The 15,192-nt window shown below is 48.5% G+C and carries 15 protein-coding genes; 10 read left to right on the top strand and 5 right to left on the bottom strand.

Annotated features, from left to right (window positions below; genetic code table 11):
• Positions 1-186 precede the first annotated feature (186 nt).
• Together J7I83_RS11660 and J7I83_RS11655 are read left to right on the top strand one after the other, a co-directional pair.
• Entirely contained in the window at positions 187-831 is a 645-nt protein-coding gene (locus tag J7I83_RS11660) for a flavin reductase family protein (protein WP_215100916.1), read from the top strand.
• An 87-nt stretch (positions 832-918) separates the two neighbouring features.
• Positions 919-1,464, top strand: a complete 546-nt coding sequence (locus J7I83_RS11655; protein ID WP_215100914.1) for a GNAT family N-acetyltransferase — start codon at positions 919-921, stop codon at positions 1,462-1,464.
• A 73-nt stretch (positions 1,465-1,537) separates the two neighbouring features.
• Here J7I83_RS11655 and J7I83_RS11650 read toward each other — a convergent pair whose 3' ends face one another.
• Entirely contained in the window at positions 1,538-2,245 is a 708-nt protein-coding gene (locus tag J7I83_RS11650) for an MBL fold metallo-hydrolase (RefSeq protein ID WP_215100912.1), read from the bottom strand.
• 227 nt (positions 2,246-2,472) lie between these two features.
• Here J7I83_RS11650 and J7I83_RS11645 point away from each other — a divergent pair, with 227 nt between their 5' ends.
• From J7I83_RS11645 to J7I83_RS11615, 7 genes are all read left to right on the top strand, one after another.
• On the top strand, positions 2,473-2,748 hold the full coding sequence (locus tag J7I83_RS11645) for a YciI family protein (RefSeq protein ID WP_215100910.1): 276 nt from the start codon (positions 2,473-2,475) through the stop codon (positions 2,746-2,748).
• 30 nt (positions 2,749-2,778) lie between these two features.
• Positions 2,779-3,324, top strand: coding sequence for a glycerol-3-phosphate responsive antiterminator (locus tag J7I83_RS11640; protein WP_215100908.1), 546 nt, complete (start codon positions 2,779-2,781; stop codon positions 3,322-3,324).
• A 180-nt stretch (positions 3,325-3,504) separates the two neighbouring features.
• Complete coding sequence (locus J7I83_RS11635; protein WP_215100906.1) at positions 3,505-4,338, top strand: MIP/aquaporin family protein; 834 nt, start codon at positions 3,505-3,507, stop codon at positions 4,336-4,338.
• Between the two features lie 19 nt (positions 4,339-4,357).
• Positions 4,358-5,860, top strand: coding sequence for a glycerol kinase GlpK (glpK, locus tag J7I83_RS11630; protein ID WP_215100904.1), 1,503 nt, complete (start codon positions 4,358-4,360; stop codon positions 5,858-5,860).
• 262 nt (positions 5,861-6,122) lie between these two features.
• Positions 6,123-7,805, top strand: a complete 1,683-nt coding sequence (locus tag J7I83_RS11625) for a glycerol-3-phosphate dehydrogenase/oxidase (protein WP_215100902.1) — start codon at positions 6,123-6,125, stop codon at positions 7,803-7,805.
• 149 nt (positions 7,806-7,954) lie between these two features.
• Positions 7,955-9,097: a S8 family peptidase gene (locus J7I83_RS11620; protein WP_215100900.1), complete on the top strand. Its 1,143-nt coding sequence runs from the start codon at positions 7,955-7,957 to the stop codon at positions 9,095-9,097.
• A gap of 107 nt (positions 9,098-9,204) precedes the next feature.
• Positions 9,205-9,864, top strand: coding sequence for a DUF998 domain-containing protein (locus J7I83_RS11615; protein ID WP_215100898.1), 660 nt, complete (start codon positions 9,205-9,207; stop codon positions 9,862-9,864).
• 80 nt (positions 9,865-9,944) lie between these two features.
• On the opposite strand, the gene J7I83_RS11610 is transcribed toward J7I83_RS11615, so the two are convergent.
• On the bottom strand, positions 9,945-10,379 hold the full coding sequence (locus J7I83_RS11610; RefSeq protein WP_215100896.1) for a GtrA family protein: 435 nt from the start codon (positions 10,377-10,379) through the stop codon (positions 9,945-9,947).
• Positions 10,380-10,896: 517 nt separating this feature from the next.
• Here J7I83_RS11610 and J7I83_RS11605 point away from each other — a divergent pair.
• The gene (locus J7I83_RS11605; protein ID WP_215100894.1) at positions 10,897-11,448 is read left to right on the top strand and encodes a divergent PAP2 family protein; all 552 of its coding nucleotides are present in this window, start codon (positions 10,897-10,899) and stop codon (positions 11,446-11,448) included.
• 184 nt (positions 11,449-11,632) lie between these two features.
• Here the strand turns inward: J7I83_RS11605 and nadA are convergent, their stop codons facing one another.
• From nadA to nadB, 3 genes are read right to left on the bottom strand one after another with little or no spacing between them, the layout of a single operon-like run.
• On the bottom strand, positions 11,633-12,727 hold the full coding sequence (nadA, locus tag J7I83_RS11600) for a quinolinate synthase NadA (protein ID WP_215100892.1): 1,095 nt from the start codon (positions 12,725-12,727) through the stop codon (positions 11,633-11,635).
• A complete protein-coding gene (gene nadC / locus J7I83_RS11595; protein WP_215100890.1) occupies positions 12,724-13,578 on the bottom strand; it encodes a carboxylating nicotinate-nucleotide diphosphorylase in 855 nt (284 codons plus the stop codon). Before nadC ends, nadA begins: the two co-directional genes overlap by 4 nt.
• Positions 13,575-15,113, bottom strand: a complete 1,539-nt coding sequence (gene nadB, locus J7I83_RS11590; RefSeq protein ID WP_215100888.1) for an L-aspartate oxidase — start codon at positions 15,111-15,113, stop codon at positions 13,575-13,577. Before nadB ends, nadC begins: the two co-directional genes overlap by 4 nt.
• Positions 15,114-15,192: the final 79 nt, after the last annotated feature.

Here is a 15,192-nt window from a genome sequence, read left to right as displayed (position 1 = left end):
TTTTGAGATGCGAAGGGATATGCAGCGCCAGTGCCGAATTATAGTGAAAGATGCAGGATGCAAAAAATCAGCAGCCATCAAAATAATGGATAATCGTTTCGGGAATTTGATTTATATCGAATCAAAAAGGGAAAAGAGAAGGAAGAGCATTTAGGGAATAGAAGAGTGAAGGGGTGGCTGGGGAAAATGATCATCGATCCACTGAACATGACGACAAAGCAAAAGTATAAATTATTGATCGGAAGTGTAGTCCCGCGGCCGATTGCCTGGGTATCTACGATGTCTTTAGATGGCATCGCCAATTTGGCGCCTTTCAGTTTTTTCACAGTGGTATCGCGCAATCCGCCGATGTTGGCGTTTTCTGTTGGCGAAGGTGTGGAAGAACGTGCAGGTACGATCAAAGACACGTTGCAGAACGTCCGGGAAAACAAGGAATTTGTCATTAACATCGTAACAGCACCATTAGCTAATGAAATGGCAAAAAGCGGCGAACACGTGCCAAGTGAAGTTGATGAATTCGATTACGTCGGCTTGACGGCTGCCGAATCGATTGAAGTTTCTGTTCCGCGTGTTCTGGAAGCGCCCATCAATATGGAATGCAAACTGCATGACATCATCCAACTGGGAGACGATCATCTGGTGATTGGCAGGCTCGTTAAATTTCATGTTAAAGATGAGCTCTATCAAAATGGCCGCATCAATTTGGAAAAACTGGCACCAATCGGCCGTTTAGCTGGAAACTACGCACCAGTGGAAACCATTTTTTCCCTGCCGATTGAACATTTGGGCAGCATCCTGAAACCACCTGTCGATAAATCGGAAAAACAATAGCCTCTCGTCAATGCCGCTCGTGTTTATTCAATGGAATAACGGATAGCGGTTTTCTTTTTCACCGAAAGATCAGGAGGGAGTGTTTTGATGGGCTTGAATATAGGAAAAGTCAGCTTTCGGCGACTGCGGCGGGAACATTTGCCGCAGCTTTACGAATGGATTACAAAAGAGCCGCCTGCTACCCGGTTTTGGGGCTATGTGCAAGGCCCCACATACGGCCAGTTTGTCCAAGAGTTCACAGATAGCATCAAGGGCAAGGATCCAACAAGGGCGTACATCATTTATTATGAAGAAACACCGATTGGTTATATCCAGACATACGAATGGAGCGATTATCCGGGCTGTGAAATATACGAGGAGCTTCAAAAAGCAGCCGGAATGGATGTGTTGATTGGCGCCAAGGCCTATCGCAACAAAGGGCTGGGTTCGAAGGTGCTTCAAAAATTCCTGAAAGAAATCATCTTTGCGGACGCGAAAATTCAATCTTGTGTCACTGACCCCGATGTCCGGAATACAGTCGCAATCCGGGCCTATGAAAAAACGGGCTTCCAAAAGACGCGGCAAGTGGATGAAGTGCTAGATGAGCCAAGACCGGTCATGCTGATGCGGGTTAGGCGCACAGAAGTGAAATAAGAAAACCGTTTGCCGGGAAACTTTCCTTGGCAAACGGTTTTTTTCTGAGGGCGATAGAGGCAGTGCCGACAGCTTACTGAAGTCTTTTTTCGCTTTCGAGAATGGCTAAATCGATGGCATCCAGCGGTTTTTCAATCATTCGGCCATGCCCGACTGCCAAGAGCTGAGGATTTAACTGGCGTATTTTCCGTGCGCTTTCAAGCGCTGTCCGCTTGTTCCAGGTCGCAAAAGCTGGAAAAGGAAACAATGCTTTGAATGTTCCGGAGACCGCGATGCCCCCGTGCGTTTGGAAAGCATCTCCCACTATAAGAAACTGATTGCGGGAATCCAATAGCGAAATAGAGCCAGGCGTATGGCCGGGCGTATGGACCACTCTCAGAGAGCCGATATGGTCCCCTTCCTTGAGCAAACGGTCCGGCTGGGTTTTAACGTTCTTGGGAACACCGCCTTTGATCGGCGATTCAGGTTCGCCAGGCAGCAGGCCCGCATCACCGGCAAGCAGACGCGCATCACGCGACGATATGCTGACAACGGCTTCCGGCCATTCGCGTTTGATGGCGTCGAGTGCACCGATATGGTCGACATGGGCATGAGTGAGAATGATCTGGGTCAGCGGTTTATTCATGACCTTGATCGACAATAAGATTTGTTTGGCGTTAAATCCCAGAGCGGCATCGACCAAAGTCAATTCCGTTTCTTCATCGATTATATAACAGTTTACCGGGAAAAATCGGGGCATGAACATCAATTGATAAACAGGTCCTTTTTTGGTCATCTGCATAGCCAATCAGCTCCTTAAGGAGGATGTAAGTCAGTACCAGTTTACCCTGTTTGGAAAGTTTGAAAAGCTGCTTGGACAGTATTTCTTTGAATTTGGACAGTATTTACCTGAGTTTGGACAGTATATCCAAATAACTGGGAAATAACAATCTAGTTCCAGAAGAATTCATGGCAATAAAAGACTTTTTGGAGCCTGCTCACTATAATAAAGGAAAAGGGGGCAGATTCATGAAATATTTCGCGGTATTGTTGCCGATGAAAGACGCTGATAAGAGCCAAGAGTTTCGGCCGCAGCATTTGGCGTTTCTGGAAGACAAGCGCAGCAGCGGACAGGTGGCCGCCAATGGCAAGTTTGCAGATGGTTCCGGCGGCTTGGTCATTTACCGTGCTGAATCGTACATAGCCTGCGAAGCATTGGTGAAGACGGATCCGTATGTTGTGGAAGGTGCCAGGAAATACGAAATTTTTGAATGGGAAGCGGTTTGGGCGGATAATGCTCTATAGAGGCATGGAACAACTGGAGGAGGAAACCGGGTGCATGAGTTAACAGGAGTTTTGCCAGTTTTGCGCAATATGAAAGAATTTGAACGCTTGCTCAACAGCGACCATGAATACATCATCTTTTTGGAAATTCGGCTGGCGCAGCTAAAGCAGTTGGTTCAGGCAGCGAAAAAAGCCAAAAAGAAAGTCATCCTGCATGTGGATTTAATTCAGGGACTGAAAACGGACGCCTATGGATTTGAGTATTTGGTGAGGGAAGTCAAACCGGATGGCATTGTTTCGACGCGCAGCAATGTTATCGCTTTGGCGAAGAAAAACAATCTGCTGACGATCCAGCGTTTATTCTTATTGGACAGCCAGGCGCTGGAACACAATATCAAGCTGATCAATCAGGTCTCGCCGGATTACATTGAAATCCTGCCGGGAATCATTCCGTCAGTCATCAAGGAAGTTTTTGATAAGACGGGCATTCCGGTGATTGCAGGCGGGTTGATCCGCACAAAAGAAGATATTCAATTGGCCTATGACGGCGGGGCAAAAGCGATTTCGACATCCCAGCCTGAACTTTGGGAATTATAAAACGTTGACAGCGTTTTCATAAACTGTTAACTTAGTATTTACAAGTTAAGAACTGTGTTGGAGAAATGGAGACCCACACTGGAATGAGCGCTTCTCGTAGAGAAGTGGCTCGGTTCAGCGTGGGTCTTTTTGCGTTTTCTGAAAGCGGTTCAAAGACGAAAAACAAAGGGGTGCAGTACAATGACGGAATTTTTAGCAGAAGTGATTGGTACAATGATTTTGATTATTTTCGGAGCCGGCGTCGTAGCGGGTGTAGTGTTAAAAGATTCTAAAGCTGAAAACAGCGGCTGGATAGTTATCACCTTTGGTTGGGGATTGGCCGTCACAATGGGTGTTTATGCAGTAGGAAGTTTTTCCGGGGCACATTTAAATCCGGCTGTAACACTTGGTTTTGCCGCAGTGGGCGATTTTCCTTGGGCTAAAGTGCCGGTTTATATTGCGGCACAGATTATTGGTGGCGTCATCGGGGCGGCCATCGTTTTCTTCAACTATTTGCCGCATTGGAAGCGGACCGAGAATGCAGAATCAAAACTGGCAGTATTCGCAACAATTCCTGCAATCCGCCGCCCGCTCTCCAATTTAGTCAGTGAAATCATCGGAACCGCGGTATTGGTTATGGGCTTGCTGTTCATTGGTGCCAATGACTTTACAGAAGGTTTGAATCCACTGATTGTCGGTGCATTGATCATTGCCATCGGGATGTCGCTTGGCGGCACGACCGGCTACGCCATCAACCCTGCGCGTGACCTCGGCCCCCGCATCGCGCACGCTTTGCTGCCGATTCCGGGCAAAGGCAGCTCGGACTGGTCATATGCCTGGGTGCCGATTGTCGGACCGATTTTCGGCGGTGTTTACGGCGCCTTATTTTATAAAGCGTTGTTTACTGGCGCATACGATTTGCCGTTTTGGATCATGAGCGCTGCCTTGTTCCTGGTTTTATTCCGTGCAGCAAGTGTAGAATTGAGAAAAGAGCGGACAACCGCTGATAGATTAGAAGAAAAAATCGTTTCATAACCCATTGGAGGAGATCGTTTTGAACAAAGATTATATTTTATCCATAGACCAGGGCACAACCAGTTCACGTGCCGTATTACTGAACCATAAAGGCGAAATCTTCGAAACCGCTCAGCAGGAGTTTCAACAGTTTTTCCCGAAACCGGGCTGGGTAGAACATGATGCCAATGAAATCTGGACTTCTGTTTTAGCGTGTATCGCAGAAGTGCTGCGCAAATCGGATGTCGACCCGAGCCAGATTGCGGGCATCGGCATCACCAATCAACGTGAAACGACAGTCGTTTGGGACCGCAACACAGGCAAGCCGATCTACAAAGCCATCGTCTGGCAGTCGCGCCAAACAGACGGCATCTGCAACGACTTGAAAGAGCAAGGCTTGAACGAATTGTTCCGCAAGAAAACAGGTTTGCTGATTGATGCCTATTTCTCCGGAACCAAAGTGAAATGGATCTTGGATAATGTCGAAGGCGCACGCGAAAAAGCGGACAATGGCGACTTGATGTTCGGAACAATCGATTCGTGGCTGGTCTACAAATTGTCAGGCGGCGCAGTGCATGTGACGGATTACAGCAACGCATCGCGCACGTTGATGTACAATATCTATGACCTGGAGTGGGATCAGGAGCTATTGGATATTTTGACAGTGCCGAAGAGCATGCTGCCTGAAGTACGGCAGTCATCCGAAGTCTACGCCAACACCATCGACTATCATTTCTTCGGCCACGAAGTGCCGATTGCCGGCATCGCCGGTGACCAGCAGGCTGCATTATTCGGCCAGGCTTGCTTTGAAAAAGGCATGGCGAAGAACACTTATGGCACAGGCTGCTTTATGCTGATGAACACTGGCGAAGAAGGTGTAGTGTCGGAGCACGGTTTATTGACAACCTTGGCTTGGGGCGTTGACGGCAAAGTCGAATACGCGCTTGAAGGCAGCATCTTCGTAGCCGGTTCAGCAATCCAATGGCTGCGCGACGGTCTGCAGATCATTGAAAATGCACCGGAAAGCGAAGACTACGCGATGCAAGTCGAATCAACCGAAGGCGTTTACATGGTGCCGGCATTTGTTGGGCTGGGAACTCCTTACTGGGATACCGATGCACGCGGTGCCGTTTTCGGCCTGACACGCGGCACAACAAAAGCGCATTTCATCCGTGCGACACTTGAGGCGCTCGCATACCAGACAAAAGATGTCGTAGATGTTATGATAGAAGATGCAGGGATCGAATTGAAAACCTTGCGCGTTGATGGAGGAGCGGTCGGCAATGATTTGCTGATGCAGTTCCAAAGCGATATTTTGGATGTTCCAGTGGAACGCCCGATGATCCAGGAAACAACGGCACTGGGCGCAGCTTACTTAGCGGGCCTCGCAGTCGGATTCTGGAAAGACAAAGAAGAAATCGCCCAGCAATGGAAGATCGACAAAACCTTTACACGCGAAATGCCGGCTGAAAAAAGCGAAAAGCTTTACGAAGGCTGGAAAAACGCGGTAACCGCAACACGTTCATTTAAACCAGTGAAGTAACCTACAAGTTAATAAAGAGAGATATACGGCCGGAGACGATGAGAGACCAAGCCAGATTTGCAGACAAAATTCTGCAGCTGTGCCTGGATCTCTCTTTTTATATGGGAAAAAGGCTATACAGATTGAACGAGAACATATTTTTTACACCGCTTTGGGTGAAGCAAAGCAACTTAATGCCCTGCAGGAAAGGGTAGTTATGAAGGAGCAGAATAGTTTTCTCCATGCATTTCTTCAACCCACACAAAAAGGAGCAGATGGACTTATGAAATTCTCAAGCTTAAACAGAAACGAACGCTATGAACAAATGAAACAAACGCAATTGGATGTCCTTGTTATTGGGGGCGGGATTACAGGTGCTGGCATCGCGCTTGATGGAGCCGTGCGCGGCATGAATGTTGCAGTTGTGGAAATGCAGGATTTTGCAGCAGGTACGAGCAGCCGTTCAACCAAATTGGTTCACGGCGGTTTGCGCTACTTGAAGCAATTTGAAGTGAAAATGGTCGCTGAAGTCGGCAAAGAACGCGAAATCGTCTATGAAAATGGGCCCCATGTGACGACTCCGGAATGGATGTTGCTGCCGTTTTATAAAGGCGGAACGTTCGGTCCCTTGAGCACCAATGTTGGCCTGCGCGTCTACGACTTTTTGGCTGGCGTCAAAAAAGGTGAACGCCGCAAAATGTTTAGCAAAGAAGAAACTTTGCGCCATGAGCCTTTACTGAAGAAAAAAGACATCAGAGGCGGCGGTTATTACGTGGAATACAAAACCGACGATGCACGCCTGACCATGGAAGTCATGAAAAAAGCTGTTGAAAAAGGCGCTTTGGCGATGAACTATGCGAAAGTAAAAAGCTTTATTTACGACAACGGCAAGACCGTCGGCATTCAGGTGGAAGACCAAATTGATGGAACCATCCACGAACTGTATGCAAAAAAAATCGTCAACGCAGCAGGACCTTGGGTTGATACATTGCGCGACAAGGACCACTCGAAATTCGGCAAGACGCTTCAACTGACAAAAGGCATTCACTTGGTCTTTGATGGCCTTCGCTTTCCACTAAAACAAGCGATCTATTTTGATATGCCGGACGGCCGGATGGCATTTGCCATTCCGCGCGAAGGCAAAGTCTATGTAGGCACGACAGATACTGTTTATAAGCAGGACATTGCACATCCGACGATGACGCTGGAGGATCGCAACTATGTCTTGAAAGCAATCGACTTTATGTTCCCTGATGTGGCAATCACAGAGTCGGACATCGAATCCAGCTGGGCTGGTTTGCGTCCACTGATTCACGAAGAAGGCAAAGATCCATCCGAGATTTCACGGAAAGACGAAATCTTTGTATCGGATTCCGGTTTGATTTCAATTGCTGGCGGCAAATTGACCGGCTACCGTAAAATGGGCGAACACATCATCAATCTGGTAGCAGAGCAATTGAAAAAAGAAGAAGGCGTTAACTATCCGAAAAGCTCGACCAAGCGTTTGCCGATTTCCGGCGGCGAAGTGGGCGGGTCGAAAGGCTTTGAAACGTTCATGGCTGACCGTATACACCAAGCTGGCAGCATGGGGCTGACACCTGATACCATGCGCATGCTTGTCAACCGCTATGGGGCAAACGTGGACAAAGTTCTTCATTTCTACACATCCGGACTGGAAGAAGCTGCACGTGCCGGGCTTAATCAACTGGTCTACGCGATGCTGCGTTATTCAATGGAATACGAAGCATCATACAAGCCGATCGATTTCTTTATTCGCCGTACCGGTGCTTTGTATTTCGATATCCACTGGGTGTATGCACATAAAGAATCAACCATCGTTTATATGGGCAAGATGCTCGGCTGGACTGATGGACAGGCTGCGGATTACCGTGCTGAATTAGAAGGCTTGCTGTACGAAGCCGTTCATCCTGTGGAGATATCTTCTCAAAGCATAAGCAAAATCTAGTACAATCCCGTCTGCAATCATTCAATTGATTGCAGGCGGGATTTTTTTGGAATGGACTGGAAAAAATACTCATTTGGGTTTATAATTAATTAAAATATCTGATTAATCACAAAATTGTGATATTAATCAACTGAGATAGGAGCCTTGCCATGAATAAAACGATGGGTCTTTTTCTTGTTTTGACGATGGTATTCGTGACCTTCACAGCCAATGGAAATGAAGTTTTTGCGGAATCCGGTCCGCAGCAGGTGATTGTAAAGTATAAAGAAGGTTCACAGCTGGGAGTCACTGCGGCTGCGACGATCAACCAAAGTGGGAACGCAAAAATGGCTGCGCTGGATGTGCCGGCAGGCGAAACCACTGCTGCTTTCATGGAAGAGCTGAGAGCAAGAGGAGATGTGGAATTTGTCGAACCGGATTATCCCATAGAGCTGGCCTATACACCGAATGACCCGGAGTTTGCTGGACTCCAATACCATCATCAAAGGATTGAAACATCCGCTGCCTGGAAACAGACACGGGGATCAGCTGGTGTGGTGGTGGCGGTGATTGATAATGGCATGGATGTGCTGCATGCCGAATTGGCAGGCCAGTTTGTTGCGCCATACGATGCGCTTAAAAAAAAGGTGGGAACCATCAGTCCCGGTTTCCACGGTACGCACGTTGCAGGCCTGATCGCAGGATCAGCTGACAACGGCATTTGGGGTGCGGGGGTAGCGCCGCGTACGAAGATTATGCCAATCGATGTGTTTGACGATGGAGGATTGGGCTATACTTCTGATTTGATTCATGGCATTGAATATGCCGTGGCTGCCAACGTTGACATCATCAATTTGAGCTTGGGATCCTACTATTATAGCGAGGCACTAAATCAGTCGATACAGCAAGCACATAAGCAGGGGATCGTCATCGTCGCTGCCGCAGGAAATGACGGAACGCGCAATTCACATTACCCGTCTTCTCTGGCCAATGTCATTTCCGTGGGTGCTGTAACCAGCAATGACATCAATTCTTTATTTTCCAATAAAGGGCCGACCATCGACGTCACAGCCCCGGGAACGGATATCTATTCCTCTTTGCCGAACAATCTTTTTGGTCCATTGAGTGGGACATCCATGGCAGCGCCGATTGTTTCGGGAGTAGCTGCCTTGATCAAAGCCGATAAGCCAGCCCTCAGCAATAAAGAAATCGAAAAACTGATCTTTTCGTCAGCGGATGATTTAGGAAAGGTTGGACGGGACGATGTGTACGGGCATGGTCGCGTCAACGCCAGAAAAGCGCTGGAAAATTAGAAGAAGCTCTATATAAATAAAATGAAAGGATGCCTCGAACATGCAGATGCCTTTAGCGTAAAATCCGCAATTGTGGAATAGATAGAAAGAAAAGGGCGGGTGAAAGTATGAAACTCGGGCTGAAGGATAGTTACTGGCAGACGGCAGCATTAAGTGGGGTGGTCAGTGCTCTCATTTACATACTGCACGTTGCTACAGGCGGAATATTGTGGGATGGATATAGCCATGTGAGGCAAACAATCAGCGAACTGACAGGAAATGGTGCACCGAATGCTGGGATGCTGCGAATCTTTACGCTCCTTTATGGGATATTCGGGGTCATTTTTGCAGCGGTTGTCTACGTGCTTTTCCGTAAGCACAAGACTCATAAAGTGGCCCAGTGGGGGGCTATGCTGCTATTTCTCATGCATGCCGTATCGCTGATCGGTTTTAGTCTTTTTCCGTTGGAACAGGGAGGCGAAGTGCTGACTTTCGGCAACTTTATGCATTTAGGGATAACCGCGATTGTCGTAGTTGCAACAATCGGTGCGTTGTTTGCGATTGGTTATGGCCTGTGGTTGACCAAAAACTTCAGGAGCATCGGTATGTTCACGCTTGTTTGTGCCATCGTTATCGTGCTGGCGGGAGTGGCGGTTCCGATTGTCTTAAGTGGCGGGCTGCCATACGCTGGACTGGTCGAACGCATCCTCATTTACACGTTACAGCTATGGACGATTGTGCTGTCAGTTTATCTCTACAGGCTGCCCAAATCCACAGGCAGCATATAGCGCCACTTGAGCTGCCAGAAGTTTGAGGAAAGCAAAAAAATGCCGGACAAGGAGAAAATCCTGTCCGGCATTTTTGCGTATTACTGAATTTTTTCCGCAATTGGAACATTGCGGTCCTTGAAGATGAACTTCTTGCTGAAGATGTAATTGGCGACCAAAACGATGACATTAGCCAGGATTTTGGAGACTGTGCCGTTGATGCTCAATAAACCCACCAATACCATCATGGTGCCTAAATCCATGAAAAAGGACAGCACACGGAAGCCGAAAAAGGAGCCCATCTCCGCAAAGCGGTCACGCCAATTGGTGGTGATACTTTTAAAGACATAGCGTTTGTTGACGATAAAAGCAAAGATGACGGCGAAAAGCCAAGCAATTGTTGTTGAAATGCGGTAATCCAGATGGAAAAGCTCTTCGCAGACCCAGTAGACCACAATGTTGACGACAGTGGTCCAACCGCCCATGATCAAGTACATGAGTATGCTGCGCCAGTCTTTAGCTAATAATTTCTTCATGGAATTCCCCATTCTCTCTTATAAGATGATTAATGTTTAATGATCAATAGAAGTTCATTGCTGCACAGTGGAGTTTTTATTTGATAAGCTGCGGTGGCGGATATACAGGAAGGTTGCTACTAGAAAACTCAAAAGAGAAATTAATAAACCGGCTGTGAATCCTTCCAGTCTATATTTTAGCGCAACCGCGTGTGCACCGGAAGGGAAAAGGATGTCGGCTTAGGCTGGGTAGAGCGAGAAAGTGTCGACTGTCTGTCCGTCAATGCTTGCTTTTCAGCTTGATGGGAACTGGATGTTTCATTGGATTAGCTATAAATATACATGAATGCAGAGGATTTATCAGCAGTAAGTGGCAGGAGAGGCAGAATTTATTGCAGAGCGGGCAGAGGATTTTGAAATAATATGATCCTGGAGAAATAAATTAGTATATCCTTACATATTCATCTGCAATAATGGGTAAAGAAGTATATTGAACAGTAACTGTATAGTTGCCAAGTTGAAACTGGAGGATGAGCAGATGAGAAAGATGAACCGGGGAATGATTACCTCATTAGGTGCAATCGGAGTGGCGCAGGCATTGAAAATTGTCACTCATAAAAAAGTGACTGGGGAATGGGATTGGAAAAAGGCCTTTACGACAGGCGGTATGCCAAGTTCCCACTCAGCAGGGGTGTCTGCACTCGCTGCATACGTTGCTGCCAATAAAGGGGCACGCCACACAGAGACGGCTTTGGCCATCGTATTCGGCGTCATCGTCATGTACGATGCACAAGGTATACGCCGGCATACTGGAGAGATTGCACGTCTGGTCAATGACCTGGAAGACAGCTTTGTGAAATTCTCCGGAGAATTTCCAAGTTTTGAATTTATCGAACGTGAAAAGCAATTAAAGGAATTGCTTGGCCATCAGCCAGTTGAAGTGGTTGCCGGAGCAGCTTTCGGTACAATTCTCGGATTGGTTTCAGCAGCGATTGAAAATCGTGTGCGTGAGATTGAAGAAAAAGAAAAGCGCTCAAAAGCTCGCTTGCCATATGATAACCGCAGCAGCCGTTTAACACGATCCCATTAAAAAATACAGCCATCCCTTTGGGAATGGCTGTATTTTTCTGTCCAAATCGGGTGACCGCACCTCAACCGGCAAAGACCGCACCTCAAAGTGTGATAACCGCACCCCAACCGGCAAAGACCGCACCTCAACCATCCAACACCGCACCTCACCAACTAAAAAAGGAAGGCGCGAAGCCTTCCTCCTGTCACATCATCTTTTCCAATGCCATTTTTGCTTCGGTAGAAGTTTGGGGATCGACCTGGATGCGGTTAATGATGCGTCCTTCAACCAATTCTTCGAGCACCCATGTCAAATGCGGCAAATCGATGCGGTTCATCGTCAGGCACGGACACATATACGGGTTGAGCGATACAATATCAAGATCGGGATGATCGGCAATCAGCCGGTTGACCAGATTCATCTCTGTGCCGATCGCCCATTTGGATCCGGGTTCTGCCGCCTCGATCATATCGATGATGTATTTGGTCGAGCCGGCAAAATCCGACTGGCTGACCACTTCATACGTGCATTCTGGATGGACCAGAATGTGGCGATTCGGTTCATTGGTCCGCAGGTTGTCGATGTGCTTGGGTAAAAAGTTCATGTGGACGGAACAGTGGCCCTTCCACAGGATCACCCGGACATCCTCTACCGGACATTGCGCTTCAAGCTTTTGCTTGATCGGATCCCATATGGCCATCTGCTCGAGCGGAATGCCAAGTTTGACCGCCGTGTTCCGGCCAAGATGCTGATCCGGCAGAAACAGCATACGCTCTTTTTGTGCTAATGCCCAGCGCACCATCGGCTCGGCATTTGATGAAGTCACGGTGGCGCCGCTGTTGCGTCCGACAAAAGCTTTGATGGCCGCCGTCGAATTGACGTAAGTCAGCGGAACGATAGTATCGCCGAACATTTCCTGCAGCTGGATCCAGGCGCGTTCGGTCTGATCGATATTGGCCATGTCCGCCATGGAACAGCCGGCGCGCATATCAGGCAGAATGACCGCCTGCTCGGCATTTGTCAGGATGTCTGCAGTTTCCGCCATGAAATGAACGCCGCAGAAGACGATATAATCCGCCGTCTGCTTACCGGCAATCTGCGATAATTGCAGCGAATCGCCGGTAACGTCGGCATACTTGATGACTTCGTCTTTCTGGTAATGGTGGCCGAGGATATACAAACGATCGCCGAGTTCGGCACGTGCACGTTTCGCACGTTCATGCAGCTCTTCCGTTGTGGCTTCCAAATAAGACTGTGGCATGGCATCTGTTTGTTGTAATTCGTTTAGGAATGAAGTCATTGATAGATGGCCTCCTTATGTGAAATGGCTAAATTCATGCTGATGTCCAGGTTGTGTACGCTATGGGTCAAGGCGCCGATGGAAATCACATCGACTCCCGAATGGCGATAAGCAGCAAGGTTGTTCAGGTCGATGCCGCCGGAAGCTTCTGTACGGATCGGTTCCGGAACCAGCTGCACCCAAGTTGCTATGGTTTCAGGTGTTTGATTGTCGAACATGATGGCGTCCGGCCGTGCAGCAATCGCTTCCTGCAATTGAGCCAGGCTCTCGACTTCGACTTCGATCATGGTCATATGCCCCAACGAGGAGCGGACCCTTTGGACTGCCTCAGTGATGGAACCGGCTGCTGCGATATGATTGTCCTTCAGCATGACTGCGTCGTAGAGGCCGTTTCGGTGGTTAAATCCGCCGCCGGTCCGAACTGCATATTTTTCGAACATCCGCAATCCGGGCGTGGTCTTGCGGGTGTCGACGATGCGGGTGTGGGTGGAGCCTAAAGCCTCAACGCATCGGGCGGTCAAAGTCGCAATGGCGCTCATGCGCTGGACCAGATTCAATAACACACGCTCTCCTGCCAATAAAGCCGCGACTGGTCCCTGAATGCGGACGATTGCTTCACCCGCTTTGACGAAATCCCCGTCTTTTTTGATGGATTCCACGGTGATTTCAGGATCAAGCAAGTGATAGCCCCACTGAAAACAGTCCAGCCCCGCAATGACGCCATCCTGTTTCACGCGGACCACAGCTTCGCCTCGATCTTTCTGGCTGAATAAAACAGAAGACACGTCACGGTCTCCAATATCCTCCAGTAAAAAACTTCTGATAGCCTCTTCGGCTTTTAAGCGATTCATGAAACCGTCTCCTTTTGCTGTAATTTTCGTTTTCCAATCGCCATGCCGGTTATAGACAGCTGAATGGTTTTTCCGGTCCACTCTTCTGAAGCCTGCGGTGCGTCAATCCGGTAATGGGCGCCGCGGCTTTCATCGCGGAACAGTGCGGCTTGGGCAATCAGGCTGCTGGCCGTATAGCGGTGAATTTCTTTGATCTGCTTTCCGGAATATTGCTGCAAATCAAATCGCAATAACGGGAAATCGGCGATAAACTGTTTTAATTCGTCGGCTTCTCTTAAAATGCCGACCTGCTCGGTCATGCGCAGTTGCAGATTCCATGGGAGAGAGAATTTCTTCACCGGTTCAATTAATTCAACAGACTCTTTTTTATGGCTAAAACCATAAGTTTGTATTTTGGTTGCCAGGCGTTTAGCGAACACCAAGCTTTCCAGCAATGAATTGCTGGCGAGCCGGTTGGCGCCGTGAACACCGGTTGAAGCGATTTCTCCGATGGCATAGAGACGGGGGATGGTGGTTTCTCCCCATTCGTTCGTCTGGACGCCGCCCATATGAAAATGGGCTCCAGGCCGTACAGGGATCATCTGCTTTTCAGGATGTATATGGTGGTCCCTGCAATTCCTATAGATGGAAGGGAATTTCACCTTGAAATCCTGAAGGTGGCGGGCATCAAGAAACACGGACCCTTTTTGCTGCCAATGCCATTCAATGGTACGCGCGACGATATCCCGAGGTGCCAGCTCCAGCAACGGATGGACATCTTCCATGATGCGTCGCCCTGCTGCATCGACGAGCCAGGCGCCTTCCCCACGAACGGCCTCGGAAATCAGTCCACACGATTTGCCCTTGACAGTAAAAACAGTAGGATGGAACTGGACAAACTCCAAATCTTCCAGAACGGCGCCTGCGTGAAAGGCCAGTGATAAGCCATCTCCCGTAGCAACAATGGAATTAGAGGTTTGGCTGTACAGCTGGCCGATGCCGCCAGTCGCCAATACAATATGCTGAGCATGGATGATTGAGCGTTTGCCGAAGGCGTCTTCTACGCATACGCCTGTGCATTGGCCCTCGGTTATAATAAGTTCCAATACAGAGCTGTATGGCAAGCGCTTGACGCGGTTTTCGGTCTTACTCAATAAATGATGCTGCAGCATTTTGCCGGTCTGGTCGCCGCCGGCATGAATAATCCTGCGGGCGGCATGTGCCGCTTCCTGCCCAAGCATCGGCAGGCCTTCTTCATCGGCATCAAAAGGCAGTCCTTGTGACAACAGCATTTCGATGAGAGCTTGTCCTTCCTGGACCAAAACTTCTACCCGCTCGGGATTGGCATGGTTAGCAGCAGCAGACAATGTATCAGCGGCATGGGACGCAGGATGATCGCCGGGACCGATACTGGCGGCAATGCCGCCTTGTGCAAGGGCGGTATTGCCTGAAAAAGCATCTTCTTTCGTGAGGACAACGACGGAAAGGGAAGGGGAAAGGGAATGAGCCAGCATTAAGCCGGCTGCACCTCCACCGATGATACAAATATCAATCATAAGTTTACACCAACTTTACAAGTGTCTTGACACTATTAATGACATAAAGATAGAGTGATTACAAGGTTAACATCCTATT

The organism is Planococcus sp. ISL-110, from assembly GCF_018613575.1.
Classification (GTDB): Bacteria; Bacillota; Bacilli; order Bacillales_A; family Planococcaceae; genus Planococcus.
Note: the sequence above shows the minus strand (reverse complement) of the source record. Positions and strands in the feature narration are given on the sequence as shown.